Origin of the sequence: Streptomyces sp. NPDC014733 (assembly GCF_043083385.1) — a bacterium.
Taxonomy (GTDB): domain Bacteria; phylum Actinomycetota; class Actinomycetes; order Streptomycetales; family Streptomycetaceae; genus Streptomyces.
The window spans coordinates 73,432-99,171 of record NZ_JBIBYO010000008.1 but is presented as its reverse complement, the minus strand read 5'-3'; the positions used below and the strand labels follow the sequence as shown (position 1 = coordinate 99,171).

General features: G+C 70.8%; 22 protein-coding genes and 2 tRNA genes. 17 read left to right on the top strand and 7 right to left on the bottom strand.

Annotated elements, in window-relative coordinates:
- Positions 1-63: 63 nt before the first annotated feature.
- Positions 64-549, top strand: coding sequence for a ribose-5-phosphate isomerase (locus ACF1BH_RS19760; protein WP_391643773.1), 486 nt, complete (start codon positions 64-66; stop codon positions 547-549).
- A 76-nt stretch (positions 550-625) separates the two neighbouring features.
- Positions 626-1,444, top strand: coding sequence for an Fpg/Nei family DNA glycosylase (locus tag ACF1BH_RS19755; protein WP_391643771.1), 819 nt, complete (start codon positions 626-628; stop codon positions 1,442-1,444).
- An 82-nt stretch (positions 1,445-1,526) separates the two neighbouring features.
- Here the strand turns inward: ACF1BH_RS19755 and ACF1BH_RS19750 are convergent, their stop codons facing one another.
- Positions 1,527-2,756, bottom strand: a complete 1,230-nt coding sequence (locus ACF1BH_RS19750) for a GNAT family N-acetyltransferase (RefSeq protein WP_391643769.1) — start codon at positions 2,754-2,756, stop codon at positions 1,527-1,529.
- Between the two features lie 126 nt (positions 2,757-2,882).
- Here ACF1BH_RS19750 and ACF1BH_RS19745 point away from each other — a divergent pair, with 126 nt between their 5' ends.
- Complete coding sequence (locus tag ACF1BH_RS19745) at positions 2,883-4,028, top strand: PP2C family protein-serine/threonine phosphatase (protein WP_391643767.1); 1,146 nt, start codon at positions 2,883-2,885, stop codon at positions 4,026-4,028.
- Here ACF1BH_RS19745 and ACF1BH_RS19740 read toward each other — a convergent pair.
- On the bottom strand, positions 4,009-5,232 hold the full coding sequence (locus ACF1BH_RS19740) for a cation:proton antiporter (RefSeq protein WP_391643765.1): 1,224 nt from the start codon (positions 5,230-5,232) through the stop codon (positions 4,009-4,011). The two genes, ACF1BH_RS19745 and ACF1BH_RS19740, sit on opposite strands and share 20 nt — an antisense overlap.
- A 303-nt stretch (positions 5,233-5,535) precedes the next feature.
- On the bottom strand, positions 5,536-6,693 hold the full coding sequence (locus ACF1BH_RS19735; protein ID WP_391643763.1) for an acyltransferase family protein: 1,158 nt from the start codon (positions 6,691-6,693) through the stop codon (positions 5,536-5,538).
- A 700-nt stretch (positions 6,694-7,393) separates the two neighbouring features.
- On the opposite strand from ACF1BH_RS19735, the gene ACF1BH_RS19730 reads away from it, so the two are divergent.
- The gene (locus tag ACF1BH_RS19730) at positions 7,394-7,588 is read left to right on the top strand and encodes a hypothetical protein (RefSeq protein ID WP_030283919.1); all 195 of its coding nucleotides are present in this window, start codon (positions 7,394-7,396) and stop codon (positions 7,586-7,588) included.
- A 102-nt stretch (positions 7,589-7,690) separates the two neighbouring features.
- Here the strand turns inward: ACF1BH_RS19730 and ACF1BH_RS19725 are convergent, their stop codons facing one another.
- Both ACF1BH_RS19725 and ACF1BH_RS19720 read right to left on the bottom strand, forming a co-directional pair.
- A complete protein-coding gene (locus tag ACF1BH_RS19725; protein WP_391643761.1) occupies positions 7,691-8,062 on the bottom strand; it encodes an arsenate reductase family protein in 372 nt (123 codons plus the stop codon).
- Between the two features lie 100 nt (positions 8,063-8,162).
- Positions 8,163-8,233, bottom strand: a tRNA-Gly gene (locus ACF1BH_RS19720).
- Between the two features lie 137 nt (positions 8,234-8,370).
- Between ACF1BH_RS19720 and ACF1BH_RS19715 the strand changes: the two genes are divergently transcribed.
- The 5 genes from ACF1BH_RS19715 (at position 8,371) to clpX (ending at position 13,193) form a co-directional block, all read left to right on the top strand.
- Positions 8,371-8,447: transfer RNA gene (locus ACF1BH_RS19715), tRNA-Pro, on the top strand.
- Positions 8,448-8,733: 286 nt separating this feature from the next.
- On the top strand, positions 8,734-10,116 hold the full coding sequence (gene tig, locus ACF1BH_RS19710; protein WP_391643759.1) for a trigger factor: 1,383 nt from the start codon (positions 8,734-8,736) through the stop codon (positions 10,114-10,116).
- Positions 10,117-10,403: 287 nt separating this feature from the next.
- Positions 10,404-11,006 carry an ATP-dependent Clp protease proteolytic subunit gene (locus ACF1BH_RS19705; protein ID WP_362606955.1) on the top strand — a complete coding sequence of 201 codons (603 nt, stop codon included), beginning with the start codon at positions 10,404-10,406 and terminating at the stop codon, positions 11,004-11,006.
- 66 nt (positions 11,007-11,072) lie between these two features.
- On the top strand, positions 11,073-11,750 hold the full coding sequence (locus tag ACF1BH_RS19700) for an ATP-dependent Clp protease proteolytic subunit (protein ID WP_030283914.1): 678 nt from the start codon (positions 11,073-11,075) through the stop codon (positions 11,748-11,750).
- A gap of 159 nt (positions 11,751-11,909) precedes the next feature.
- Positions 11,910-13,193, top strand: a complete 1,284-nt coding sequence (clpX, locus tag ACF1BH_RS19695; protein WP_030283913.1) for an ATP-dependent Clp protease ATP-binding subunit ClpX — start codon at positions 11,910-11,912, stop codon at positions 13,191-13,193.
- Between the two features lie 75 nt (positions 13,194-13,268).
- Here clpX and ACF1BH_RS19690 read toward each other — a convergent pair whose 3' ends face one another.
- Complete coding sequence (locus tag ACF1BH_RS19690) at positions 13,269-14,231, bottom strand: hypothetical protein (protein ID WP_391643756.1); 963 nt, start codon at positions 14,229-14,231, stop codon at positions 13,269-13,271.
- 138 nt (positions 14,232-14,369) lie between these two features.
- Between ACF1BH_RS19690 and ACF1BH_RS19685 the strand changes: the two genes are divergently transcribed.
- Entirely contained in the window at positions 14,370-16,988 is a 2,619-nt protein-coding gene (locus ACF1BH_RS19685) for a valine--tRNA ligase (RefSeq protein ID WP_391643754.1), read from the top strand.
- On the opposite strand, the gene ACF1BH_RS19680 is transcribed toward ACF1BH_RS19685, so the two are convergent.
- Positions 16,954-18,141, bottom strand: a complete 1,188-nt coding sequence (locus tag ACF1BH_RS19680) for a hypothetical protein (protein WP_391644071.1) — start codon at positions 18,139-18,141, stop codon at positions 16,954-16,956. The genes ACF1BH_RS19685 and ACF1BH_RS19680 overlap by 35 nt on opposite strands.
- Positions 18,142-18,366: 225 nt before the next feature.
- Here ACF1BH_RS19680 and ACF1BH_RS19675 point away from each other — a divergent pair, with 225 nt between their 5' ends.
- From ACF1BH_RS19675 to mreD, 7 genes are all read left to right on the top strand, one after another.
- Positions 18,367-19,815, top strand: coding sequence for a peptidoglycan D,D-transpeptidase FtsI family protein (locus ACF1BH_RS19675; RefSeq protein WP_391643752.1), 1,449 nt, complete (start codon positions 18,367-18,369; stop codon positions 19,813-19,815).
- A 159-nt stretch (positions 19,816-19,974) separates the two neighbouring features.
- Entirely contained in the window at positions 19,975-21,486 is a 1,512-nt protein-coding gene (locus tag ACF1BH_RS19670; protein ID WP_391643750.1) for a bifunctional folylpolyglutamate synthase/dihydrofolate synthase, read from the top strand.
- 2 nt (positions 21,487-21,488) lie between these two features.
- Positions 21,489-21,842, top strand: coding sequence for a DUF4233 domain-containing protein (locus ACF1BH_RS19665; protein WP_391643748.1), 354 nt, complete (start codon positions 21,489-21,491; stop codon positions 21,840-21,842).
- Between the two features lie 187 nt (positions 21,843-22,029).
- The gene (gene ndk / locus ACF1BH_RS19660; RefSeq protein ID WP_345084116.1) at positions 22,030-22,443 is read left to right on the top strand and encodes a nucleoside-diphosphate kinase; all 414 of its coding nucleotides are present in this window, start codon (positions 22,030-22,032) and stop codon (positions 22,441-22,443) included.
- A 297-nt stretch (positions 22,444-22,740) separates the two neighbouring features.
- Positions 22,741-23,760, top strand: coding sequence for a rod shape-determining protein (locus ACF1BH_RS19655; RefSeq protein ID WP_003985182.1), 1,020 nt, complete (start codon positions 22,741-22,743; stop codon positions 23,758-23,760).
- A 283-nt stretch (positions 23,761-24,043) separates the two neighbouring features.
- A complete protein-coding gene (mreC, locus tag ACF1BH_RS19650; RefSeq protein WP_391643745.1) occupies positions 24,044-24,976 on the top strand; it encodes a rod shape-determining protein MreC in 933 nt (310 codons plus the stop codon).
- Between the two features lie 3 nt (positions 24,977-24,979).
- Positions 24,980-25,699, top strand: a complete 720-nt coding sequence (gene mreD, locus ACF1BH_RS19645; RefSeq protein WP_391643743.1) for a rod shape-determining protein MreD — start codon at positions 24,980-24,982, stop codon at positions 25,697-25,699.
- Positions 25,700-25,740: the final 41 nt, after the last annotated feature.

Here is a 25,740-nt window from a genome sequence, read left to right as displayed (position 1 = left end):
TCCCTGCCATATGTACGAAGACCCGACGCCACAGAGCCGCATTCCGCGTGTCACACTCATGCCATGCGCGTGTATCTCGGCTCCGACCATGCCGGTTTCGACCTCAAGAACCACCTCGTCGACTGGCTCAAGGCCCACGGCCACGAGCCCGTCGACTGCGGCCCCCACCTCTACGACGCCCAGGACGACTACCCCCCGTTCTGCCTCCGTGCAGCTGAGCGGACCGCCGCCGACGCCGACGCCCTCGGCATCGTGATCGGCGGCTCCGGCAACGGCGAGCAGATCGCCGCCAACAAGGTCAAGGGCGTCCGGGCCGCACTGGCCTGGAGCGAGGAGACCGCGAAGCTGGGCCGCGAGCACAACAACGCAAACGTGATGTCCGTCGGTGGCCGGATGCATACCCTGGAAGAGGCGACCAAGTTCGTCGAGATCTTCCTCGCCACCCCGTACTCCGGCGAGGAGCGTCACACCCGCCGCATCGAGATGCTCTCGGCGTACGAGACCACCGGCGAACTCCCCCCGATCCCGGCCCACCACCCCCAGGGCTGATCGCCTCCGAGCCCGACGCCGCCCGCTTCCCCGGCCGCCGGGGGAGCGGGCGCTCACCTTCTGAAGGACGCACCGCATGCCCGAGGGGCACACCATCCACCGCCTCGCCCTCGACCACCGCGAGCGCTTCGCGGGCGAGACGGTCCGCGCGAGCAGCCCGCAGGGCCGGTTCGCCGCCGGGGCGGCGCTCGTCGACGGCCGGGTCCTGGAGCGTGCCGAGGCCCACGGCAAGCACCTCTTCCTCGGCTTCGGGCCCACCGGATGGATCCACATCCACCTCGGCCTCTTCGGCAAGCTCGGCTTCGGCACCGCCCCCACCCCGCCCGCCACCGACACCGTCCGGCTCCGCCTCGCCACCCGCGAACACCACGCCGACCTGCGCGGACCGACCACCTGCGCGCTGATCACCGACGCCGAGAAGCAGGCGATACACGAGCGCCTCGGCCCCGATCCGCTGCGCCCGGGGGACGACGGCGAACGGGCCTGGCGGCGCATCTCCCGCAGCCGCACCACCGTCGCCGCGCTCCTCCTCGACCAGAAGGTCGTCGCGGGCGTCGGCAACGTCTACCGCGCCGAGGTCCTCTTCCGCCGCGGCATCGACCCGTACCTCCCCGGCCGGGCCCTCGCCCGCGACGACTGGGACGCGATCTGGGCCGACCTCGTCGCCCTGATGCGCGAGGGCGTCCGCCACAACCGGATCGACACCGTACGGCCCGAGCACCTGCCGGAGGCGATGGGCCGCCCGCCGCGCGTCGACGACCACGGCGGCGAGGTGTACGTCTACCGCCGCGCCCACCAGCCCTGCCATCTGTGCACCACCGAGATCCGCACCGCCGGCCTGGCGGCCCGCAACCTCTTCTGGTGCCCGCGCTGCCAGCCGGCGCACGGCGGCTGAGCGGGACGTCCGGCGCGCTCCGGGCCCGGGGACACCGGACCCCGGGCCCGGCCCCCGTCGCGGGCCCCGGGCCCGGCCGCTCTCAGAACTCGTGCGGCAGCCACGGCGCGACATCCGCGCCGAACGCCACCGACGCCGCCGCCAGCGCACCCGGCCGCAGCTCCCGCACCCGCCCGGCCCCGGCCATCGCCGACAGCGTGAAGCCGCCCAGATACGCCGAACCCAGCTCCCGCACGGACAGCGCCAGCTCGGCCGGGTCGGTGGTCCGCTCGCAGGTCGCGCCGGTGCCGTCGCCGGACAGCCGCCAACGGCCCTCGTTCCACGGGCAGAACGGGTCGGCCACCTGCAGCACCGTGTCCACCGGCCTCTGGTACGTCCGTGCCGCCAGCGCCGCGCCCAGCTCCACCGGCCGTACGAACGCCGCCTCCCGCAGCCCGATCAGACACCGCCGCATGTCCGGGACCAGATGCAGCAGCGGATCGTCCACCGGCAGATTCTGCGCCGTCACCCACGTCGTCAGGTCGATGTTGAACAGATAGCGCCACAGCGCCGCGCCCACCACCGGATCGGGCGCGCCCAGCTCCCACACCCGCACCGTGCCCTGCGCCCCGGCCTCGGCCCAGTCCATCACCACGGAGTAGCGGGCGTATCCGGCCACCTCGCCGCCGACCTCGGCCACCACGCACTGCAGCGGAGTCTCGTCGTCGTCGCGGTCGTCCTCCGGGTCGAGGATCATCAGCCGGTCCCAGCCCGGCGGCCGCACCAGCATCCCGGCGCGCCCCGCGACCACCCGCGCGTAGACCGCCTCACACGCCGTCAGCGCCTCGTCCGGCTCCTTCAGCCGCAGCCGTACGTCGTCACAACCGGGCAGCTCCACGGGGGCCACCCGGGTGGTGTCGGCCTTGATCCGCATCTCCTGCGTCGCCGCGCCGTACCCGAACCGCCCGTAGATCGCGGACTCGGACGCCGTCAGCATCGCCAGCGGCTCACCCCGCTCCCGCACGTCCTCCAGCTGACGCCGCATCATCGACGTCAGCACCCCGCGGCGGCGGTGCGTCGGCTGCACGCTGACCATCGTCACCCCGGCCGCGGGCACCGAGGCCCCGCCCGGCACCGTCACACCGAAGGAGAACGCGCCCGCGGTGCCGACGATCTCGTCGTCGTCCCAGGCGGCGAGGGAGCGGCCGGGCTCCATCAGCTCCCGCCACATGGCCCGTGCCTCGGCCGTCTCCTCCTCGCTGAACGCCCGTTCCAGCTTTCCGTACCAGACGTCCCCCTCGTCCGGCAGCAACACCCGTACCTCTGTCGTCATACGCCACCTGTACCAGGTGGCTCTCCGGCAGCGCGACCGCATTTCGAACGGGATTCCCGGCAATCACACCGGGCGGTGTCCGGCGAATCGACGTGCCGCCGAACGGGTGGATAAAGTCCCCGTGACATGACTCGCCGCCCGGGATCGGAACCCCTGACGGCCCGGCTGCACAAAGCGCTGCACCGGGCCCGCGTCGGCGTGCGCAAGGCGGGGGTCGACTACTTCCGCGGCGACGGCTCCGACGGACCCGCTCTCGCCGCGCTGCTCCTCTCGGTGGCGTTCATCGCGGGCGGCACCCTGTGGCACACGGAGTGGTTCGGACCGACCGCGTTGGTCCTACCGGTGATCGCCGGCGGCCTCCTCCTGCGCCCCGCCAACCTCCTCGTCCTCTACGCCGCCTCCGCGACCGCACTGACCGTGGAGGCGGCGCTCTTCGGCCCGTACGACGAGGGACCGGAACGCATCACGCCCGGCACGGTCCTGATCGTCGCCGCCGTCGGGCTGATCGGCCTGCTGATCGCGCAGTTCCGCAGCCGGGTCGGCGTGCCCTGGCGGCGCGGCAGCACCATGCTCTTCGACCTGCGCGAACGCATCCGGGTCCAGAGCGAGCTGCCGCGGCTGCCGGACGGCTGGCACCACGAGATGGCGCTCCGTCCGGCCGGCGGGCAGTCGTTCTCGGGCGATTTCGTCGTCGCCTCCCGCACCCAGGGCGGCAACATCCTGGAGGTCGTCCTCACCGACGTCTCCGGCAAGGGCATGGACGCCGCCTCCCGCTCGCTGCTGCTCTCCGGCGCCTTCGGCGGCCTCCTCGGCTCGCTGCCGCCGCACAGCTTCCTGCCCGCGGCCAACGGCTATCTGCTGCGCCAGGACTGGGACGAGGGCTTCGCCACCTCCATCCACCTCGTCCTCGACCTGGAGTCCGGCGACTACGAACTGCTCTCCGCCGGCCACCTCCCCGCCCTCCAGCTCTGCGCCGGCAGCGGCCGCTGGGAGGAGAAGTCCGGCGAGGGCCCGCTCCTCGGGGTGTACGACGGGGCGCAGTTCGACCCGGTGAAGGGCCGGCTGCGCCCCGGCGACGTCCTGATGATGTTCACCGACGGCCTGGTCGAGTCCGCGGAACGCGACATCGCCGAGGGCATGGACCGGCTGACCGGCGAGGCCGACCGCTATGTCGCGGGCGGCTTCGCGGGCGCCGCCTGGCATCTGATCGAGGCGGTCGCCAAGGACGTCAACGACGACCGGGCGCTGCTCCTCATCTGCCGGGACGCGTAGCGCCGACGGGTCCGGGCGCCGCCTCCCGCGCCGTGTCCGCGGTGTCCGGCGCGTCCTCCGAGGCCCGGCGGCCGCCCGGCAGCACCCGCGCCAGCAGCTCCGCGCGCCCGGCGGCCAGCGGCCCGAGCACCGCGAGGATCAGCACGTATCCGGCGATGAAGGGCGACAGCCGCGCGTCGAGCCCGGCGGCCGCGGCCATCGTCGCCAGGATCAGCGCGAACTCACCGCGGGCCAGCAGCGAGGTGGCGATGCCCGCGGCGGGCCGCGGCCCGAAGCCGTGGATCCGTGCGGCGAGCAGCCCGGCGACGACGTTCATCGCCACCGTCAGCGCGACGGCGATCAGCACCGGCCCGACCACCGACGGCAGATCACCGGGGTTGATGGAGAGCCCGAAGGCGAAGAAGAAGATCGCGCCGAACGCGTCCCGCAGCGGATGCACCAGCTCCCGGATCCGGTCGCCGGAGCTGGTCCCGCCCAGCATCAGACCCACCATGAACGCGCCGATCGCGTCCGCGACCCCGAACCACTCGGAGACCCCGGCGACCAGGACGGCCGCGCCGAGGAAGGAGATGACGAGGAGTTCGTTGTCCCGGGTGGCGATCAGCCGGTCGATCACCCGGGTGCCCCACCGCGCCGCGGCGGCGAGCAGCAGCAGGAACCCGAACGCCTTGCCCGCGTCGAACGCCGCCGCCCCGAACGAGTCCGCGCCGGAGATCACCGGCTGGAGCGCGGCCAGGTACAGCGCCAGGAAGATGTCCTCGACGACGATGATCCCGAGGATCGGCTTCGCTTCCGGGCTGCCCAGCCGTCCCGTGTCGACCAGCACCTTGGTGACGATCGCGGACGAGGAGATGCCCAGCACCCCGGCGAGCACCAGCGCCTCGGACGTCCCCCAGCCGAGCGCGAAGCCGAAGGCGAGGCCGGCGCCGACGTTCAGCGCCAGATAGGCGCCGCCGGCCAGCGCCATCGCGCGCCCGCCGTTCTTGAGGTCGTCCACATGGAATTCGAGGCCGAGGTAGAAGAGCAGCAGCACCAGACCGAGGAGGGAGAGCATCTCCAGGTCGTGCGGGTCGGCGACCAGCACCAGGCCGGGGGTGTGCGGGCCGAGGAGGATCCCGGCCAGGATGAAGAGGGGAATGGTGGGCAGGCCGATCCGGCGGCCGGTCCGGGCGAGCACGGCGGCGGCCAGAAAGGCCCCGCCCATGGCTATCAGGGTCTGTGCGTGACCGATGGCTCCTCCAGGGTCTGAGGGACGGACAGATGAACGGGCGGACCACGGGCGGACCCGCGCAAGACAGAAGCGGGCAAAACGCCAGGAATTGACACCCAAGGTCAAGAGAGAGTCAAGAAATGGTCGATAGTTAGATTACCAAAGGAGATTCCGGGTGTGCCGAAGCGCGGGCCGGAGCCGGCGCGGCAACCGCCCGTACGCCCGGACGCGACGCGTCAACGGGCGGGTGGGGGAGGAGGGTCGGGGAATTCCAGATTTTCCGGGTGGGCCGCGGAGCTACCGTGTCGCGGCGGCGCGGCCGCCCTCCGGGTCCTTGCGGAACGCCCACGCCATCGTCGGCTCCATCGCGAACCGGAAGACCTTGCGGACCGGCGGGGTGCACAGCGCCGTGACCACCACACCGGCGATCACCGTGACCGCGATCTCCCCGAGCGGTGTGTGCAGCCAGGCGTAGTCGTCGAACCAGCCCCAGAAGCGGGAGCCCTTGGCGAGGAAGCCGTGCAGCAGATAGCCGTAGAGCGTGCCGGCGCCCAGCACCGTGAACCACGTCCGCCGGGTCGGGACCCAGGCGTAGAAGCACGCCGTCAGCACCAGTGAGCACCCGAAGAGCGCCAGGTTCATCACCGCCCCGGCCCACCAGGTGGTGCCCAGCTCCTGCGCGCTGTCGCGGTGGTAGAACCACGCCGACGTCATCCGGGGCGCCGCCCAGTACGCCATGACCACAGCCGTCGCGAAGACCGGCACCGCCGCGATCCGCGCCGCCCGCCGCCGCACCCACGCGAAGTGCTCCGGCTTCAGATGCAGCCCCAGCACGAAGAACGGCAGGAACTGCAGCACCCGCTGGAGGTCGAGATCGTCACCGATCTCCGGGGAGACGGAGGCGGCGACCGCGATGGCGAGCGCCAGCGGGACCGGCCACCGGACGATCTTCCACAGCGGGGTGGTCAGCCGCCAGATGAAGAGCGCGACCAGGAACCACGTCAGGAACCACGGATCGAGCAGGCTGATCGGCATCTTCGGATCGTGGTTCGCCCACCGCGCGAAGAAGGTGTACGCCGTCTCGAAGAGGATGTACGGCACGGCGACGCCGGTGATGAGCCGCTGCAGCCGGTCCTTGCGCATGTCGAAGCTGCGCGAGAAATAGCCGGAGATGACGATGAACGCCGGCATGTGGAACGCGTAGACCGTCATGTACAGCGCCTCGGCGGCGCGGCTGCCGTCGGTCAGCGGCTCCCAGGCGTGCCCCATCGCCACCAGCACGATGGCGAGGTACTTCGCATTGTCGAAGAACGCGTCCCGGCCCCGCGCGGGCGCCGGCGCCCCGGGGGCGGGCCGTTCGGCCGCCGGTCCGCCCGAGGGTGGCGCCGGGTGCGCGTCCGCCCCCTCCCGGACCGCGGGAAGGGCACGTCGCGAGGTCGGCACAGGCGGAAACATCTGAGGCACCCTAGTGGCGATCCGTCGAATGCGTAAAACCGCCGCCGGGCAATTCGCCATTCCCCCAGGTAAGTGCCGCATACGGGCGCCGCCCCCGGCGTGATCCATTTCCACGCCGTGCTCCGCGATATCCCGCTCGTATTGCCCGCGCGCCCGTGAACCCCCCGACCTACGCACCGTTTTGTGGCATTTCACCCCGATAAAACGGTCGATAAGGCATGAGGTCTCCGCCGGAGGGAATGTCGCACCCCGCCGCCGACGCGCCATTGCGGCGAACATGAGTGATGTCACATCAGAGAATGCGCTCCGGCTTCCGCGCGGCGAATGCGGCGCGGGCCGCCGGGTAAATGACCGCGTGGGGAACGTCACTTACCGGCCAGGCGCAACGAAATGTTCCGGCCGAATTGCCGTTCTCGCGGCGCGCGTCGTTTCCCTCCGCCCCGCCCGCACCGTACGGTGCCCCGCCCGGACGCCCCGCGCCCGCTTCCTGGCACCTTGTCGCGCCGCCCCCGGGCCGTCGTACGAGCGGGACGTTCCTCCGCTTCGCGCCCCAACGGAACGAAGCGGGCAAAGCCTTGGCCGATGATTCGTCACCCGTATGCGGTGGGAAGTGACTTGGTGGCACGATGGGTGCCTGCGGGGGTGTGCGCAGCTGCACACTTCCCGGCCGGTGAGGCTTCCGACCGAGGGTGTGATCAGTGTGGCTCTGTCGCTGTCAGTGGTGCTGCTGTTGGGGATCGTGCTGATCGTGCTGATCCGCGGCAAAACGATCAAGCCCGGCCCGGCGATCGTCGCCATCCTCTTCGGGTTCTTCCTCGCGTCCACCGGCATGGCCCCGTCCATAAACCGGTTCTTCAACTCCCTCGCGGACACGATCAACCACATCACGTTCTGAGCCGCCGCCCCACCGCCCCACCGCCGCCGGTGGCACACCGCGCGGCACCGCCCGCCGGCCCCCGGGGCCGGACCGCGCCCGCGGCCCGGCCCCGGACCCGTGTCAGCTCCCGGCGCCCCGCGCCAGCGCCGCGCGCACCGCGTCCTCGCTGCGCCCGACGACCGCCGTGCCGTCGTCCGCGGTGATGATCGGCCGCTGGATCAGCCGCGGATGCGCGGCCAGCGCCTCGATCCACCGCTCCCGCCCGGCGTCCGACCGCTCCCAGGACGCCACACCCAGCTCCTTCGCCTCGGCCTCCTGCGTCCGCGTGATCTCCCACGGCTCCAGCCCCAGGCGCTCCAGCACGGCGCGGATCTCGTCCGCCGTCGGCGGCTCCTCCAGATAGCGGCGCACCGTGTACCGCGCCCCCTCCTCGTCGAGCAGGCCGACCGCGGAACGGCACTTGGAACACGCGGGATTGATCCAGATCTCCATGCCGGTCACCCTAGAGGGCCGCGCGGGCGCTCGGCGGGCAGCAGGAGGGCGTACGGCGAGAGGCCCCGGACCTGCCGGTCCGGGGCCTCTCGCTGAGCTGAGCGGGCGACGGGAATCGAACCCGCGTAGCCAGTTTGGAAGACTGGGGCTCTACCATTGAGCTACGCCCGCATGTGCCACAGGTCGTCGCGACCCCGGCACGCAGAGCACTGTAGCGGGTCGGACCCCTCCGCCGCACACCGGTTGACCACGCCCGGATATCCGGCAGCCGCAGCGCCATCAGCCATGTACCCTACGTGTCGCACCGACGGGGTGTGGCGCAGCTTGGTAGCGCGTCCGCTTTGGGAGCGGAAGGTCGTCGGTTCGAATCCGGCCACCCCGACCAGCAGTATTCACGGCGTACGTCCCGGTGGACCGGTTCCCCGGGGCGCCGCCCGCCGGGCACTTCCGAAAATCCGGAGGTGGCTCTCCGGCCACGTCACAGGCGCCGCGGGCGCCCTCCGCAGGGGCCCGAGAGGTCGCGTTGTCGGTGCCGTCGTCCTTGCGGTTACTATGCAAGCTGCGTGCCCGTGTGTCTCTGTACCGGGCGCGATCGGCCGGGGCCCGCACCGCGGGACCATCCCGGAAGATCCGAGCAGAACCCCAGAAGTCAGCCCCAAGGAGACCGAACCGTGAAGAGCGCCGTGGAGACCCTGAACCCGACCCGGGTTCGGCTCACTGTCGAGGTGCCCTTCGAGGAGCTCAAGGACAGCCTCGACGCGGCGTACAAGAAGATCAACCAGCAGGTCACGGTGAAGGGCTTCCGCAAGGGCAAGATCCCTGCCCGCGTCATCGACCAGCGGTTCGGTCGCGGCGCCGTGCTGGAGGAGGCCGTCAACGACGCGCTCCCGAAGTTCTACACCGAAGCGGTCAACGAGGGTGAGCTGAACGTCCTCGGCCAGCCCGAGGTCGACATCACCGAGCTGAAGGACGGCGAGCTGCTGGCCTTCACCGCCGAGGTCGACATCCGTCCCGCCCTCGAGATCCCGGACTACTCCGGCATCGAGGTCGAGGTCGACGCGGTCGCCGTGTCGGACGAGGACATCGAGAAGTCGGTCGAGCAGCTCCGTGAGCGCTTCGCCTCCACCTCCCCGGTCGAGCGCGCCGCGCAGGACGGCGATGTCCTGACGCTGGACCTCGAGGCCAAGGTGGACGGCGAGGTCCTGGAGGACGGCGTCGCCAAGGGCGTCAGCTACACCGTCGGCTCCGGTGAGCTGCTGGACGGCATCGACGAGGCCGTCAAGGGCGTTGAGGCCGGCGGCACCGCCACCTTCACCTCCGAGCTCAAGGGCGGCTCCGCCCAGGGCAAGGAGGCCGAGGTCAAGGTCGACGTCACCGCCGTCGCCGCCCGTGAACTGCCCGAGCTGGACGACGACTTCGCGCAGCTGGCCAGCGAGTTCGACACGCTCGACGAGCTGAAGGCCGACAGCGCCAAGCGCCTCGAGCAGATGAAGAAGTACGACCAGGCCACCCAGGCCCAGGAGAAGGTGCTCGAGGAGCTGCTGAAGCTCGTGGAGGTCCCGATCCCCGAGAAGCTGCTCGAGGACGAGATCAACACCCGCAAGCACAACCTCGTCAACCACCAGCTCGGCCAGATGGGCCTCGACCTCGCGAAGTACCTGGAGATCCAGGGCAAGAGTGAGGAGGAGTTCGACGCCGAGACCAAGGAGCAGGCGGAGAAGGGCATCAAGACCCAGTTCATCCTCGATGAGCTGGTCAACAAGGAGAAGCTGAACGTCAGCCAGGAGGAGCTCACCGAGCACCTCATGCGCCGCGCGCAGTCCTCCGGCATGTCCCCCGACCAGTTCGCCCAGGCCGTCGTCGAGGGCGGCCAGGTGCCGATGCTCGTCGGTGAGGTCGCCCGCGGCAAGGCGCTCGCCGTCGTCGTCGAGGCCGCCACCGTCAAGGACAGCAACGGCGAGGTCGTCGAGCTGGACGACGACGAGGACGAGACCGCCGAGACGGTCGTCGCCGAGGCCGAGGGCACCGAGGCCGCGGAGAAGACCGAGAGCTGAGCTCCGGCACCCTCCCGCACCCCTTGATCACGGGCCCGAACGCGCCTCTGCGTGTGTTCGGGCCCGTGCTCGTCACCGCCTGGTGAGCCTGCGCTCACAGCGAACAGTTCTCCAAGCGGGATGGCGTTGTCCGACCTGCGCGTTAGGGTCCGTAGATACGAGGGCAGGGGAGTCTCCGAACGCGCCGGGGCCCAGACCGTACGGCGCAGATCCCCACGCCCCGGCAGACGACGCTGAGACGGTTCCGTACCGTCCGACAACGAGCAGGTGGACACGTGACGATCCCGATGCCTTCCGCCGCCGCTGAGCCGACCTTCGGTGGCCTCGGCGACCAGGTCTACAACCGGCTGCTCGGCGAGCGGATCATCTTCCTCGGCCAGCCGGTCGACGACGACATCGCCAACAAGATCACCGCGCAGCTGCTTCTCCTGGCCGCGGACCCGGACAAGGACATCTACCTCTACATCAACTCCCCGGGCGGCTCGATCTCGGCCGGCCTGGCGATCTACGACACCATGCAGTACATCAAGAACGATGTGGTGACGATCGCCATGGGCCTGGCCGCCTCCATGGGGCAGTTCCTCCTGAGCGCCGGTACCCCGGGCAAGCGGTTCGCGCTGCCCAACGCGGAGATCCTCATCCACCAGCCCTCGGCCGGTCTCGCCGGCTCCGCGTCGGACATCAAGATCCACGCCGAGCGGCTGCTGCACACCAAGAAGCGCATGGCCGAGCTGACCGCCTTCCACACCGGTCAGACCGTCGAGCGGATCACCCAGGACTCCGACCGTGACCGCTGGTTCTCCGCCGACGAGGCCAAGGAGTACGGCCTCATCGACGACGTCATGACCTCCGCCGCCGGCGTTCCGGGCGGGGGCGGCACCGGGGCCTGAGCCCGCGGACCACTCGCCCCACAGCCACCCAGCCCCTTGATCGCCACCAGGACGGTGAACCTCCCGATGAACAACTTCCCCGGCAGCGGCCTGTACCAGGGCGCCGAGTCCGAGTTTTCCGGCCCGCGCGCCGAGTCCCGCTACATCGTGCCGCGCTTCGTCGAGCGCACCTCGCAGGGCGTGCGCGAGTACGACCCGTACGCGAAGCTCTTCGAGGAGCGGGTGATCTTCCTCGGCGTGCAGATCGACGACGCGTCGGCCAACGACGTCATGGCGCAGCTGCTGTGCCTGGAGTCGATGGACCCCGACCGTGACATCTCGATCTACATCAACTCCCCGGGCGGCTCCTTCACGGCGCTCACCGCGATCTACGACACGATGCAGTTCGTGAAGCCCGACATCCAGACGGTCTGCATGGGCCAGGCGGCCTCCGCCGCCGCCGTGCTGCTCGCCGCCGGTACCCCCGGCAAGCGGATGGCGCTGCCCAACGCGCGGGTGCTGATCCACCAGCCGTACAGCGAGACCGGCCGCGGTCAGGTCTCCGACCTGGAGATCGCCGCCAACGAGATCCTGCGGATGCGTTCGCAGCTGGAGGACCTGCTGGCCAAGCACTCCTCCACCCCGATCGAGAAGATCCGGGACGACATCGAGCGTGACAAGATCCTGACCGCCGAGGAGACCTTGGCGTACGGTCTGGTCGACCAGATCGTGTCGACGCGCAAGGCGTCGGTCTCGATGGGCTAGCGGTACCGCGCACAGGCGCCGGGCGCCCGCCCCCTTGGACCGAGTCGACGGAGTCGGTCCAAGGGGGGCCCGTACGAAGGGCCCGGCAAGGTACCGTCGATAGGCAAGCACCCGGGTCCGTAGGAGCAATGCGGATCCCAGGCGAAGGGGAAGCACCTCGTGGCACGCATCGGTGACGGCGGCGACCTGCTCAAGTGCTCGTTCTGCGGAAAGAGTCAGAAGCAGGTGAAGAAGCTCATCGCGGGACCTGGTGTGTACATCTGCGACGAGTGCATCGACCTCTGCAACGAAATCATCGAGGAGGAACTCGCCGAGACCTCCGAGGTGCGCTGGGAAGAGCTTCCCAAGCCCCGCGAGATCTACGAGTTCCTCAACGGCTACGTCGTCGGCCAGGAGCCCGCCAAGAAGGCCCTGTCGGTGGCCGTCTACAACCACTACAAGCGGGTGCAGGCGGGCGAGAACGGCGGTGGCCGCGGCGACGAGGGCATCGAGCTGGCCAAGTCCAACATCCTGCTGCTCGGCCCCACCGGCTCCGGCAAGACACTGCTCGCGCAGACCCTCGCCCGGATGCTGAACGTCCCGTTCGCCTTCGCGGACGCGACCGCCCTCACCGAGGCCGGTTACGTCGGCGAGGACGTCGAGAACATCCTGCTCAAGCTGATCCAGGCCGCGGACTTCGACATCAAGAAGGCCGAGACGGGGATCATCTACATCGACGAGATCGACAAGGTCGCCCGTAAGAGCGAGAACCCCTCGATCACCCGTGACGTCTCCGGCGAGGGCGTCCAGCAGGCGCTGCTGAAGATCCTGGAGGGCACCACCGCCTCCGTGCCGCCGCAGGGCGGGCGCAAGCACCCGCACCAGGAGTTCATCCAGATCGACACGACGAACGTGCTGTTCATCGTGGGCGGCGCGTTCGCCGGTCTGGACAAGATCATCGAGGCGCGGTCCGGCGCCAAGGGCATCGGCTTCGGCGCCACGATCCGCTCCAAGCGCGAGATCGAGTCGAAGGACCAGCTCAAGGACGTCATGCCGGAGGACCTGGTGAAGTTCGGGATGATCCCGGAGTTCATCGGCCGGCTGCCCGTCCTCACCTCGGTCCACAACCTCGACCGCGAGACGCTGCTGCAGATCCTCGTCGAGCCGCGCAACGCCCTCGTCAAGCAGTACAAGCGCCTCTTCGAACTCGACGGTGTGGAGCTGGACTTCGACCGCCCGGCCCTGGAGGCCATCGCCGACCAGGCGATCCTGCGGGGCACCGGCGCCCGCGGTCTGCGCGCCATCATGGAGGAGGTCCTCCAGTCGGTGATGTACGAGGTGCCCTCCCGCAAGGACGTGGCCCGCGTCGTCATCACCGAGGACGTCGTGCACTCCAACGTCAACCCGACCCTGGTGCCGCGCAGCCGCGGCGAGTCGGGCGAGCCGCACGAGAAGAGCGCCTAGCGCCCATCCCGTACCGACGAAGAGCCGCCCGGCAGCGAACGCGCTGCCGGGCGGCTCTTCGTCGGTCCCGCGGGGTTACTTCTCCTGGCGCACCTCGTTGCGGACCGTCGCCGTCTTCTCCGACAGCTGCTCCGTGCTGAGCGCCTGCGCACCGGAGGCGCCCGTCGGGTCGGGCTTGGCCTGGGAGTTGACGACGCCGACTGCGCTGCTGTCGGCCCAGATGCAGGTGGACGCCGTAAGGGCGGCGGAGGCGCCGCCGGCCGAGACCGTCACCTTCTGCGTCCGGCACTTCAGGACGGCGCCGTCGAAGTCGTCGGGGGAGTACGAGGTGGTCGGTACCGTCGTCTCGATCTTCGTCTTCGACCGCTCCTGCTGCTTCTTCTGCTGATCGTCGATCTTGGCGAAGAGGGCGTCCACCGCCGCATTCGGGTCCGCGACCTCGCCGTAGATGCCCGTGACGCCCAGGAGCTGATCGCCGGAGTTGGAGTAGGACCCCGCGACGGCCTTGCTGTTGGTGATCCCCATCGCCCGGAGTTCCTTGTCGTCGGAGAAGTCCTTGGAGGTCTCCGCCCCGGGCCGGTCGGGCACCTTCGTGTACTCCCCGTTCACCAGCTTGTCCTTGAGGACGATGGTGTACGGCGGGACGCTGCCGCCCGAGCCGAACGCGAAGTACGCGCCCACGGCGATGGCGGCGACGACCGCCACGCCGCCGATGATCAGGCCGACCTTCTTGCCGTTGCCGCCGGAGGAGGGCGGGGGGCCCTGCGGGATCGCGCCGTAGGGCGTCTGCTGGCCGTACGGGGCCTGCGGCTGCTGGCCGTAGGGGCCCGGCTGCTGCGGCTGGCCGTACGGTGCCTGCTGGGGTGCGCCCTGCTGGGGGTAGCCGTAGCCCTGCTGCGGGGGCACCGGGGCGCCCTGCTGCGGATAGCCGTAACCGGGCTGCGGGGCCGGGGGCTGCGGCTGACCGTACGGTCCGGGCTGCTGCGGCTGCTGCGGCTGCTGGCCGTACGGTCCGGGCGGCGGCTGGTTGAAGCTCATGGAGCGGTTCCCCTCGTGACTCGCTGGCGGCAGGCTCTGCCCTGCCTCGACACATCCTGTACGACGGCGCTGACAGTCGGTGCCCCGGGGGCGAAACCGATTCGAAGCTGCGACATCCGCGCCCGTACACTGTCGGTCGTGACCGAGAACACTCAGCAGAGCAACCACAGCGCCCCCGAACTGCCGACTCAGTACACGCCGGCCGACGTAGAGGGGCCGCTGTACGAGCGCTGGGTAGAGCGGGGCTACTTCACCGTCGACGCGAAGAGCGAGAAGCCCCCGTACACGATCGTCATCCCCCCGCCGAACGTCACCGGCTCGCTCCACCTGGGCCACGCCTTCGAGCACACCCTGATCGACGCCCTCACCCGCCGCAAGCGCATGCAGGGCTTCGAGACCCTGTGGCAGCCCGGGATGGACCACGCGGGCATCGCCACGCAGAACGTCGTCGAGCGGGAGCTGGCCAAGGAGGGCAAGTCCCGCCACGACCTGGGCCGCGAGGCGTTCGTCGAGCGGGTCTGGCAGTGGAAGGCCGAGTCCGGCGGTCAGATCGCCGGCCAGATGCGGCGCCTCGGCGAGGGCCTCGCGTGGGACCGCGACCGCTTCACCATGGACGACGGTCTCTCCCGCGCCGTCCAGACCGTCTTCAAGAAGATGTACGACGACGGGCTGATCTACCGCGCCGAGCGCATCAGCAACTGGTGCCCGCGCTGTCTGACGGCCATCTCGGACATCGAGGTCGACTACCAGGACGACGACGGCGAGCTCGTCTCCATGAAGTACGGCGAGGGCGAGGACACCATCGTCGTCGCGACCACCCGCGCCGAGACGATGCTCGGCGACACCGCCGTCGCCGTCCACCCGGACGACGAGCGCTACGCCCACCTCATCGGCAAGCGGATCGCGCTCCCGCTGACCGGCCGCACCATCCCGGTCGTCGCGGACACCCACGTCGACCCGGAGTTCGGCACCGGTGCCGTCAAGGTGACGCCCGCCCACGACCCGAACGACTTCGCCATCGGCCAGCGCCACGACCTCGAATCGATCGAGGTGCTGGACGAGCGGGGCGTCATCACCGCCCACGGCCCGTTCGAGGGCCTCGACCGCTTCGAGGCGCGCTCGGCGATCGTCGCCGCGCTGCGCGCCGAGGGCCGGATCGTCGCCGAGAAGCGGCCGTACGTCCACTCCGTGGGCCACTGCTCGCGGTGCAAGACCACGCTGGAGCCGCGGCTGTCGCTCCAGTGGTGGGTGAAGGTCGACACGCTCGCCAAGGCGGCGGGTGACGCGGTCCGCGACGGGCGGGTCGACATCCACCCCGCCGACCTGACGCAGCGCTACTTCGACTGGGTCGACAACCTCAACGACTGGTGCATCTCCCGGCAGCTGTGGTGGGGCCACCGCATCCCCGTCTGGCACGGCCCGAACGGCGAGACCGTGTGCGTCGGCCCGGACGAGCAGCCGCCGAGCGGCGAGGGCTGGGAGCAGGACACCGACGTCCTCGACACCTGGTTCTCCTCCGGTCTGTGGCCGTTCTCCACGATGGGCTGGCCGGAGAAGACCGCGGAACTCGCCAAGTTCTATCCGAACTCCGTGCTGGTCACCGGCTACGACCTGATGTTCTTCTGGGTCGCCCGGATGATGATGTTCGGCCTGTACGTGATGGACGAGGTGCCCTTCCGCACCGTCGCGTTCCACGGCATGGTCCGCGACGAGCACGGCAAGAAGATGTCGAAGTCGTTCGGCAACGCCGTCAATCCGCTGGACTGGATGGACAAGTACGGCTCCGACGCCCTGCGGTTCACGCTCGCCCGCGGCGCCAACCCCGGCACCGACGTGCCGATCGGCGAGGACTGGGTCCAGGCGTCCCGGAACTTCGCCAACAAGATCTGGAACGCGACGCGCTTCGCGCTGATGAACGGCGCGACGATCGAGGGCGACCTGCCCCCGGCCGAGGAGCTGTCCGCCACCGACCGCTGGATCCTCTCCCGGCTGAACACCGTCGTGGCCGAGGTCGACGCGTACTACGACGACTACCAGTTCGCGAAGCTCGCCGACGCCCTCTACCACTTCGCGTGGGACGAGGTCTTCGACTGGTACGTCGAGCTGTCCAAGACGACGTTCATGGCCGGCGGCGAGGGTGCCAAGGTCTCGGCGCGGGTCCTGGGCGAGGTCCTGGACACCACGCTGCGGCTGCTCCACCCGATCGTGCCGTTCGTCACCGAGACGCTGTGGACGACGCTGACCGGCCGCGAGTCGCTGGTCGTCGCCGACTGGCCGACCGACTCCGGCTTCCGGGACGCGGCCGCCGAGCAGGAGATCGCGCTCGTCCAGCAGGTCGTCACCGAGGTCCGCCGGTTCCGCTCCGACCAGGGCCTCCAGCCCGGTCAGAAGGTGCCCGCGCAGCTGGAGCTGGCCGGTACGCCGCTGGTGGCGCACGAGGCGGCCATGCGCTCGCTGCTGCGCCTGCAGCCCGCGGGCGAGGAGTTCAGCGCCACCGCGTCGCTGCCCGTCGCCGGCGCCACCGTCGCGCTGGACCTCTCCGGCGCGATCGACATCGAGGCGGAGCGCAAGCGGCTGACGAAGGATCTGGCCGCCGCCGAGAAGGAGAAGGCGCAGGCGCTGGGCAAGCTCGGCAACGAGGCGTTCCTCGCCAAGGCGCCGGAGAAGGTCGTGGACAAGATCCGCGGCCGGCTGGAGACCGCCGAGGCGGACCTCGTCCGGATCACCGCTCAGCTGGCGGCGCTGCCGCAGGCATGACCACGCCCGGGGACTGCCCCGGGATGTGCACCGCAGGCCCCTCGCCCTCACCGGCGGGGGGCCTGCGCCGTCCCCGGGTCCCCCGCTCGCGCACCGGCCACAGCAGGACGTACGCGGTGGAGACCGCCACGAAGCCCAGCCGGATCAGCCCGCGCGCCGCGTCGTCCGGGACGACGAAGACGCTGCCGTAGAGGGTGAGCAGCGCCAGCCAGCTCCACCACGGCACCAGCCGTCGCTGCCCGATGACGTCCCACAGCAACGTGCCCAGCAGCACCGACGCCGTGTAGTACGTGTAGACGCTCGGGTCGAGGACGATCCGGGCGTTGGCGCCGAGCAGCACCACGGCGGCCCACCGGCCCCGCCACACCGCCAGCGAGCCGAGCGTCAGGCCCAGTACGGCCTGGGCGGGGCGGTCCCAGCCGGGCGTCTCGGGGTCGCCGACGCCCAGCCAGCGCAGCGCGGACGCCGGATGGTTGGGGATGGTGAACCGCGCCGCGGCGACCGTGTCGGGGGCGTCCAGGAAGAACGGCAGCCAGGCGACCGCCACCAGCGCCGCACACCACAGCCCGGCCCGCAGCCACTGCCGCCGGGGCAGAGCCAGCAGCAGCGGCAGGAAGGCGAGCGCGGTGGGCTTGGCGTCCATCGCCAGCGCCAGGCAGACACCGGTCGCCGCCGGGTTGCCGCGGGTCAGGAAGCGGACGGCGAGGGCGGTGAAGAAGAGCGCGAGGACGTCGTCGAGGTGGCCGAAGCGGACCGCGACCTCGATCCACATCGGGATGAACGCCAGCCCGGCGATGAGCACCCGCTGCCGCAGCCGCCGGTGGTTGGTGCCGGTGCCCAGGAAGTGCTCGGCGGCGCTGCGCCCGGCCAGCACCGTGATCACCAGGCCGAGCAGCGACATCAGCGCCGCGGCCAGGAACTGCCCGGTAGCCTCGGGGAACGGGTTGAAGACCCCCGCGACCAGGAAGCTGACCGGCCCCATCTGGAGCTCGGGGTGGTGCGCGTAGAGGTTGAGGCCGCCGGTGCCGTCGCCGGCGGAGCCCTGGTAGAGGAGTTCGCCGCCCGCCCGCAGATAGTGCCAGGAGAAGCCGCCGTGCGGCTCGACCACGGCGAACCACAGCACCGTCCAGGCGGTGAGCAGCACCAGATGCATCCGCTGACGTGTCGGCGGCACGTTCTTCGCTCCCGTATTCCGTCCACTCGTACCGGAAGGGGCCCGCGGAGACCCCTCCGACCAAGAGGGGGGAATGCGCGGAAAAGTTCCCCGGCCGGGCCGAAAGGTCATTTTCATCGCGCTCTCATCAAGACGGGTGACCCTGGGGCGGGGCCGCCGGACTTTCCGGAGGAACCGCTCGAACCGTGAGGAGCCGCGCCGATCATGAACAAACCGCTGCGCCGGGTCTCGGTCTTCTGCCTGACGCTGGTCGTCGCGCTGATGGGCTGGGTCACCTGGATCCAGGGCGCCAAGGCCGATGCGTACCGGAGCGATCCGCACAACCCCCGGGTCGCCATAGGGAAGTACGCCGCCCCGATGGGCAACATCCTCGTCGACGGCCGGCCCGTGACCGGCTCCGCCGAGACCTCCGGATCGCTGCGGTACAAGCGCACGTACACCGACGGCGCCCTCTACGCACCGGTCACCGGCTTCGCCTCACAGGTCTACGGCTCCACCCAGCTGGAGGCGCTCTACGGCGACCTCCTGGACGGCACGGACAGCCGCCTGCAGTCCCCGGTGGACGTGCTCTCCCGCGAGCGCCCCAAGGGCGGCGACGTCGCCACCACCATCGACGCGTCGGTGCAGAAGGCCGGGTACCAGGCGCTCGGCGGCAAGAAGGGCGCCGCCGTCGCCCTCGACCCGGCGACCGGCAAGATCCTCGGAATGGTGAGCACGCCCTCGTACGACCCGGGGAAGTTCGCCGGATCGGACGGCAAGGACGCCGAGGCGTGGCGGGCGATGAGCGACGACCCGGACAGCCCCGAGGTGAACCGCGCGCTGCGCCAGGCGCTGCCGCCCGGCTCCACCTTCAAGCTGGTCGTCGCCGCGGCGGCGCTGGAGAACGGGCTGTACTCCTCGGTGGACGAGCCGACCCGCAGCCCCGATCCGTACACGCTGCCGCACACCCGCACGCAGCTGACCAACGAGAGCGCCTCGGCGCCGTGCGAGAACGCGGACATCCGCACCGCGCTCCAGTACTCCTGCAACACCGTCTTCGCGAAGATGGCCGCCGACCTGGGTCAGGACAAGGTCCGGGCGCAGGCGGAGAAGTTCGGGTTCAACGACGGGAAGATCGACACCCCGGTACGGACCGGCAAGAGCGTCTACCCGAAGGGCATGGACGAGGCGCAGACCGCGCTCTCCGGCATCGGGCAGTTCGACGACCAGGCGACCCCGATGCAGATGGCGATGGTCGCCGCCGCGATCGCCAACGGCGGCGAGCTGAAGACCCCGCAGCTGGTCGACCGGGTCACCGACGGCTCCGGCAACACCCTGGAGCAGCCGGGCACGAAGACGTACGGCCGGACGATGTCGGCGCACACCGCCGAGCAGCTGCGCTCCGCGATGCGCACCGTCGTCGAGAAGGGCACCGGCACCAACGCCAAGGTCGACGGGCTGACCGTCGGCGGCAAGACCGGCACCGCGCAGCACGGCGTGGACAACAGCGGTACCCCGTACGCGTGGTTCGTGTCGTACGCGCAGGACGACCGCGGGCGGCAGGTGGCGGTCGCGGTGATGGTCGAGGACAGCGGCGCCGCGCGCGACGAGGTCTCCGGCAACGGCCTGGCGGCGCCGGTCGCCCGGGCGATGATGAAGGCGGCGCTGCGGTGACCGGACCGGGCCGCCCGGCGCGGGCGGCCCGGTCCGTCCCGGCGGGCCGCAGGGTGTGCGGGGCGGCCGGTTTCCGGCCGCGCGCCTGTGGCCTGGGAAGGTCCGCGGGCCGTGGTGCGGGCGAGACCGTTGTCAGGGGTGACTCGTAGACTGGTCGGCGTGAGCGAGAGCCCCCAGAACGACGACCACGAGCAGACCGACGCCTTCGAGGAGATGGTCGACGCCGAGACCCGGCGCGACCCCGATCTCGCGGTGATCGAGGCCGGCAGCCGCACCCTGCGCGCCCAGGCCGGCCCCCCGCAGGGGGACGTGCCCGCCCGGCCCGAGGACCCCGAGACCGACCGTGCGCTGCGCGCGGTCGAGGAGGAGCTGGCGGGCCGCTGGGGGGAGACCAAACTCGACCCGTCGGTCCAGCGCATCGAGGCGCTGCTGGACATCCTCGGGTCCCCGCACCGCGCCTACCCCGCCATCCACATCACCGGCACCAACGGCAAGACCAGCACCGCCCGGATGATCGAGGCGCTGCTCGGCGCCTTCGACCTGCGCACCGGCCGGTACACCAGCCCGCACGTCCAGTCCGTCACCGAGCGGATCAGCCTGGACGGCGCGCCGATCTCCGCCGAGCGCTTCATCGAGACGTACCGGGACATCGCCCCGTACGTCGAGATGGTCGACGCCCAGCAGGAGTACCGCCTCTCGTTCTTCGAGGTGCTGACGGCGATGGCCTACGCCGCGTTCGCCGACGCCCCGGTGGACATCGCCGTCGTCGAGGTCGGCATGGGCGGCACCTGGGACGCGACCAACGTCATCGACGGCGACGTCGCGGTGATCACCCCCATCGCGCTGGACCACACCGACCGGCTGGGGGACACCCCCGAGAAGATCGCCGTCGAGAAGTCCGGAATCATCAAGAAGGACGCGACGGTCGTCCTGGCGCAGCAGCCGGTCGAGGCGGCGTCCGTGATGCTCAAGCGCGCGGTCGAGGTGGACGCCACCGTCGCCCGTGAGGGCATGGAGTTCGGCGTGCTCTCCCGCGAGGTCGCGGTCGGCGGGCAGATGCTGACGCTGCGCGGTCTGGGCGGCGAGTACCCGGAGATCTTCCTCCCGCTCTACGGCGCCCATCAGGCGCACAACGCCGCGGTGGCGCTCGCCGCCGTCGAGGCGTTCTTCGGCATCGGCTCGGCGCACGCCCGCAGCCTGGACATCGACACCATCCGCCGGGCGTTCGCCTCGGTCGCCTCGCCGGGCCGGATGGAGGTCGTCCGCCGCAGCCCCACGGTCGTGCTGGACGCCGCGCACAACCCGGCGGGCGCCCGCGCGGCGGCCGACGGCGTCACCGAGGCGTTCGGTTTCAGCCGCCTGGTGGGCGTGGTCGGCGCCAGCGACGACAAGGACGTCCGGGGCTTCCTGGAGGCGTTCGAGCCGGTCTTCGCCGAGGTCGTGATCACGCGTAATTCCAGCCACCGCGCGATGGACCCGGACGCGCTGGCCGCGGTCGCGGTCGAGGTCTTCGGCAGCGAGCGGGTCCAGGTCGAGCCGCGGCTCGACGACGCCCTGGAGGCGGCGATCACCCTCGCCGAGGAAGAGGGCGAGTACTCCGGAGCCGGTGTGCTGGTCACCGGCTCGGTGATCACGGTCGGCGAGGCCCGGCTGCTGCTGGGGAGGGGCTGACGATGCGGACGCTCTGCGCGAGCACGCTGATCGGTGAATTCTTCGTCATCGGGTTCGCCGGTCTGGTGGCGATGCAGCTCAACGACCTCCCGGCGGCCACGGTCTGGACGGTCAGCGGCATCGCGATGCTGCTCTGCGTCCTGCTGTGCGGCGCGCTGACCCGCCCCGGCGGCGTGCAGCTGGGCTGGGCGCTCCAGATAGCCCTGATCGCCAGCGGCTTCGTCGTCCCGACGATGTTCTTCCTCGGCCTGGTCTTCGCCGCCCTGTGGTGGGCGTCGGTGCACTACGGCCGGAAGATCGACGAGGCGAAGGCCCGATGGGCGGCGATGGCCGAGACGGAGGCGGAGGCGGCGTAGCGCCCCGCCCCGCGGAGACGGTGTGCGGGGCGGAGCGGGCCGGCGGCGCCCGTCCGGTGCCTGTGGGTGAAGCCCCGGCGGCGCACCGTACGGAGGGCGCCCGCCCGCGGTCCCGCCCGCCGGGTGCGGGCCGCTTCCCTGTAGCCTCGGCTCACCGCAGTCCCGTTCTTTCCAAGGAGCCTTCTTCATGAGCCAGCGCACTCTCGTCCTTCTCAAGCCTGACGCGGTCCGTCGTGGCCTGGTCGGCGAGATCATCGGCCGGATCGAGCGGAAGGCCGGCTGGACGATCGGTGCCCTGGAGCTGCGCACCCTCGACCGCGCGATCCTGGAGCAGCACTACGCCGAGCACGTCGGCCGGGACTTCTACGAGCCGCTGGTCACCTTCATGTCGTCCGGCCCGGTGGTCTCCCTCGTCGTCGAGGGCGAGCGGGTCATCGAGGGCGTCCGCGCGCTCGCCGGCCCCACCGACCCGATTACCGCACCGAGTGGGTCCATTCGTGGGGACTTCGGCACGATCACCCGGGAGAATCTGATCCACGCCTCGGATTCCGAAGAGTCCGCCGAACGGGAGATCAAGATTTTCTTTCCCGGCCTTTCCTGATACATCATCGCGCGTATACCGCTCGTGACCAGGGGCGACCGGTGAAATTACCGGTCGCCTCCCGGCATGTGAAGGACGTTCGGGGGAACGCGACTCCGCGACACGACGTCACCATTGAGGAAGGCGGGTACGGGTACCGCCGACAATGGCGCAAGTGGCGCCCACCGCCGTGTTCGGGCGGGCGGCGCGACGAACTACGATGAAGCTTCCGCGCCGTGTGGCGCATCACCTCCTGCCGACCTCCAGTAAGCATTCGCTCCAGTTGGGAAGGCCAGACGTATCCTCATGGGGAACAACATGTCGTTCATCGGCCGTGACATGGCTGTCGACCTCGGCACCGCCAACACGCTGGTGTACGTCAGGGGTCGCGGGATCGTGCTGAACGAGCCCTCGGTGGTGGCCATCAACACCAACACCGGTGGCATCCTCGCGGTGGGCGCCGAGGCGAAGAAGATGATCGGGCGCACACCCGGCAACATCGTCGCCGTACGGCCCCTCAAGGACGGCGTCATCGCCGACTTCGAGATCACCGAGCGGATGCTCCGGTACTTCATCCTCAAGATCCACAAGCGGCGGTATCTGGCCCGTCCGCGGGTCGTGGTCTGTGTCCCCTCCGGCATCACCGGCGTCGAGCGCCGCGCCGTCATCGAGGCGTCGACGCAGGCGGGTGCGCGGCAGGTGCACATCATCGAGGAGCCGATGGCCGCCGCGATCGGCTCCGGTCTGCCGGTCCACGAGGCCACCGGCAACATGGTCGTCGACATCGGCGGCGGCACCACCGAGGTCGCGGTCATCTCGCTCGGCGGCATCGTGACGGCCCAGTCGATCCGCGTCGCCGGTGACGAGCTGGACAACGCGATCATCCAGCACATCAAGAAGGAGTACAGCCTTCTGCTGGGCGAGCGGACCGCCGAGAGCATCAAGATCACCATCGGCTCGGCGTACGACCTGGAGCAGGACGAGCACACCGAGATCCGCGGCCGTGACCTGGTCTCCGGTCTGCCGAAGACCGTCGTCATCTCCGCCGCCGAGGTCCGCAAGGCCATCGAGGAGCCGGTCAACTCCATCGTCGACGCGGTCAAGACGACCCTCGACAAGTGCCCGCCGGAGCTGTCCGGTGACGTCATGGACCGCGGCATCGTCCTCACCGGCGGTGGCGCGCTGCTCCGCGGTCTCGACGAGCGGCTGCGCCGCGAGACCGGGATGCCCATCCACATCGCCGAGGACCCGCTCGACTCCGTCGCGCTCGGCTCCGGCAAGTGCGTCGAGGAGTTCGAGGCGCTCCAGCAGGTCCTCGACTCCCAGCCGCGCAGGTAACCCGACCGGCCCGTCCACGGCGCGGACGCCCTGCGGCGTCCGTGCCGGGCGGGCACCATGGCGGAGGGCCGTCCCCTTCTTTCCCCGGCCCGCTGATATACAGGACCACCCCGGGAAGGGCTCCGCCCGGCCCGGGCACCGCCCCAACCCCCAGAAAAATCCGGTGGACTGACCCCGCACCACCAGCCACCGCACACACAGGCACAACGCTCAGCACTCCCGAACGAGACCGGCGCGGGCCCGCAGCCGGCCGGTCCTACGAGGAAGGACACGGCCGCCGCACGTGAGGGACACACGAGAGAGCCGGCTGCTACTTGTGCTGCTGGTCGCCATCGCGTTCGCGCTGATCACGGTGGACATCCGCGGTGGCGAACAGTCCCCGCTCGACGGTGCCCGCCAAGCCGCCGCCTCCGCCTTCGGACCCGTCGAGAACGGCGTCGCCGGAGCGGTCAACCCGATCGGCAACGCCATCGGCGCGGTACGCGACTCCGGCGAACGGCACACCAGGATCGCCGCGCTGGAACGCGAGAACGCCACCCTGAAGGCCAAGCTCGGCTCGTCCGACCGCAACCGCAACCGCGCCGCCGAGCTGGACAAGATGCTCAAGACCGCCGGTGCCGGGCAGTACGGCATCAAGGGCGCCCAGGTCATCGCCATCGGCGCGGCCCAGGGCTTCTCCTGGACGGTCACCATCGACGCGGGCAGCCGGGACGGCATCGCCCGCGACATGACGGTGCTCAACGGCGACGGGCTCGTCGGCCGCGTCACCACCGTCGGCACCTCCACCGCCACCATCCTGCTCGCCAACGACCCGGACTTCACCGTCGGCACCCGGATGGAGAAGACCAACGAGATCGGCTTCGCCTCCGGGCAGGGCGGCCGGGCGATGCGGGTGCAGCTCCTCAACGGCAAGGCGTCGGTGAAGAAGGGCGACCGGATGGTCACCTTCGGCTCCAGCAAGGGCAAGCCGTTCGTACCCGGTGTGCCGGTCGGCCGGGTCGTCAAGGTCGAACCGTCCAACGGCGATCTGACCCGCACCGTCCAGGTCAGCACCTACGTCGCCTTCTCCCAGCTCGACGTGGTCGGGGTGGTCGTCCAGCCGCCGCGCAAGGACCCGCGGGACACCGTGCTGCCGGCGCCGCCGGCCAAGCCCCGGCCGACGCCCACGGTCACCGTCACCGCCGACCCCTCCGACGGCGAATCCCCCAGGAGCTGACCGATGCGCCTCTACCGGATCCTGCTGACCGTCCCGCTCGTGATCGTCGCCCTGGTCCTCCAGGTCAGCGTCCTGGCCCGGCTCCAACTCCCCGGCGCCGTACCGGACCTGCTGCTCCTCGTCGTCGTCGGCCTCGCCCTGGTCTACGGGCACGTCGGCGGCGCCCTCGTCGGCTTCGCCGCCGGCCTCCTCGCCGACCTCGCGCCCCCCTCCGACCACGCCATCGGCCGCTACGCCCTGGTGCTCTGCATCGTCGGGTACGCCGCGGGCCTCACCCGCCCGGAGAACGGCCGCCACCGCTCGGCGACCGTCCCGCTGCTCGCCGTCCTCGGCGCCGCCGTCGTCTCCACGCTGCTCTACGCGGGCGTCGGCGCGCTGGTCGGCGACACCACCGCCCGGCACGTCGGCGTCGGCGGTCTGGTCCTCAGCGCCACCGTCTACGACCTGCTGCTCGCCCCGTTCATCGTGCCCGGCGTGATGGCGCTCGCCCGCCGGCTGGAGGGCGAGCCGCTGACCGGCGACAGCTCCGGCAGCCCGAGCGGCACGGTCGCCGGGCGGGAGCCCGCGTACGGCTGGATGACCACCGGCACCGGCCTCAAGGCGTCCCGCGGCGGGCTGAAGTCCGGCCGCGCGCCGAAGCCGGCCCGCTCCTCCCGCGGTGGCCTCCTCGGCCGCTCCGCACGGAACAAGGCCGCCCGTATCAAGGGGGTCAAGCGGCTGTGACCGACCGACTGCCCCGCACCCGGACCGAGCTGCGGAGGCGC

Excerpts from the sequence above, each read along its gene's own strand:
- ACF1BH_RS19760 (WP_391643773.1), top strand. The coding sequence starts at position 64 with ATGCGCGTGTATCTCGGCTCCGACCATGCCGGTTTCGACCTCAAGAAC.
- ACF1BH_RS19755 (WP_391643771.1), top strand. The coding sequence starts at position 626 with ATGCCCGAGGGGCACACCATCCACCGCCTCGCCCTCGACCACCGCGAG.
- ACF1BH_RS19750 (WP_391643769.1), bottom strand. The coding sequence starts at position 2,756 with ATGACGACAGAGGTACGGGTGTTGCTGCCGGACGAGGGGGACGTCTGG.
- ACF1BH_RS19745 (WP_391643767.1), top strand. The coding sequence starts at position 2,883 with ATGACTCGCCGCCCGGGATCGGAACCCCTGACGGCCCGGCTGCACAAA.
- ACF1BH_RS19740 (WP_391643765.1), bottom strand. The coding sequence starts at position 5,232 with ATGGGCGGGGCCTTTCTGGCCGCCGCCGTGCTCGCCCGGACCGGCCGC.
- ACF1BH_RS19735 (WP_391643763.1), bottom strand. The coding sequence starts at position 6,693 with ATGTTTCCGCCTGTGCCGACCTCGCGACGTGCCCTTCCCGCGGTCCGG.
- ACF1BH_RS19725 (WP_391643761.1), bottom strand. The coding sequence starts at position 8,062 with ATGGAGATCTGGATCAATCCCGCGTGTTCCAAGTGCCGTTCCGCGGTC.
- ACF1BH_RS19705 (WP_362606955.1), top strand. The coding sequence starts at position 10,404 with ATGCCTTCCGCCGCCGCTGAGCCGACCTTCGGTGGCCTCGGCGACCAG.
- ACF1BH_RS19700 (WP_030283914.1), top strand. The coding sequence starts at position 11,073 with ATGAACAACTTCCCCGGCAGCGGCCTGTACCAGGGCGCCGAGTCCGAG.
- ACF1BH_RS19690 (WP_391643756.1), bottom strand. The coding sequence starts at position 14,231 with ATGAGCTTCAACCAGCCGCCGCCCGGACCGTACGGCCAGCAGCCGCAG.
- ACF1BH_RS19680 (WP_391644071.1), bottom strand. The coding sequence starts at position 18,141 with ATGCATCTGGTGCTGCTCACCGCCTGGACGGTGCTGTGGTTCGCCGTG.
- ACF1BH_RS19675 (WP_391643752.1), top strand. The coding sequence starts at position 18,367 with ATGAACAAACCGCTGCGCCGGGTCTCGGTCTTCTGCCTGACGCTGGTC.
- ACF1BH_RS19665 (WP_391643748.1), top strand. The coding sequence starts at position 21,489 with ATGCGGACGCTCTGCGCGAGCACGCTGATCGGTGAATTCTTCGTCATC.
- ndk (WP_345084116.1), top strand. The coding sequence starts at position 22,030 with ATGAGCCAGCGCACTCTCGTCCTTCTCAAGCCTGACGCGGTCCGTCGT.
- ACF1BH_RS19655 (WP_003985182.1), top strand. The coding sequence starts at position 22,741 with ATGTCGTTCATCGGCCGTGACATGGCTGTCGACCTCGGCACCGCCAAC.
- mreD (WP_391643743.1), top strand. The coding sequence starts at position 24,980 with ATGCGCCTCTACCGGATCCTGCTGACCGTCCCGCTCGTGATCGTCGCC.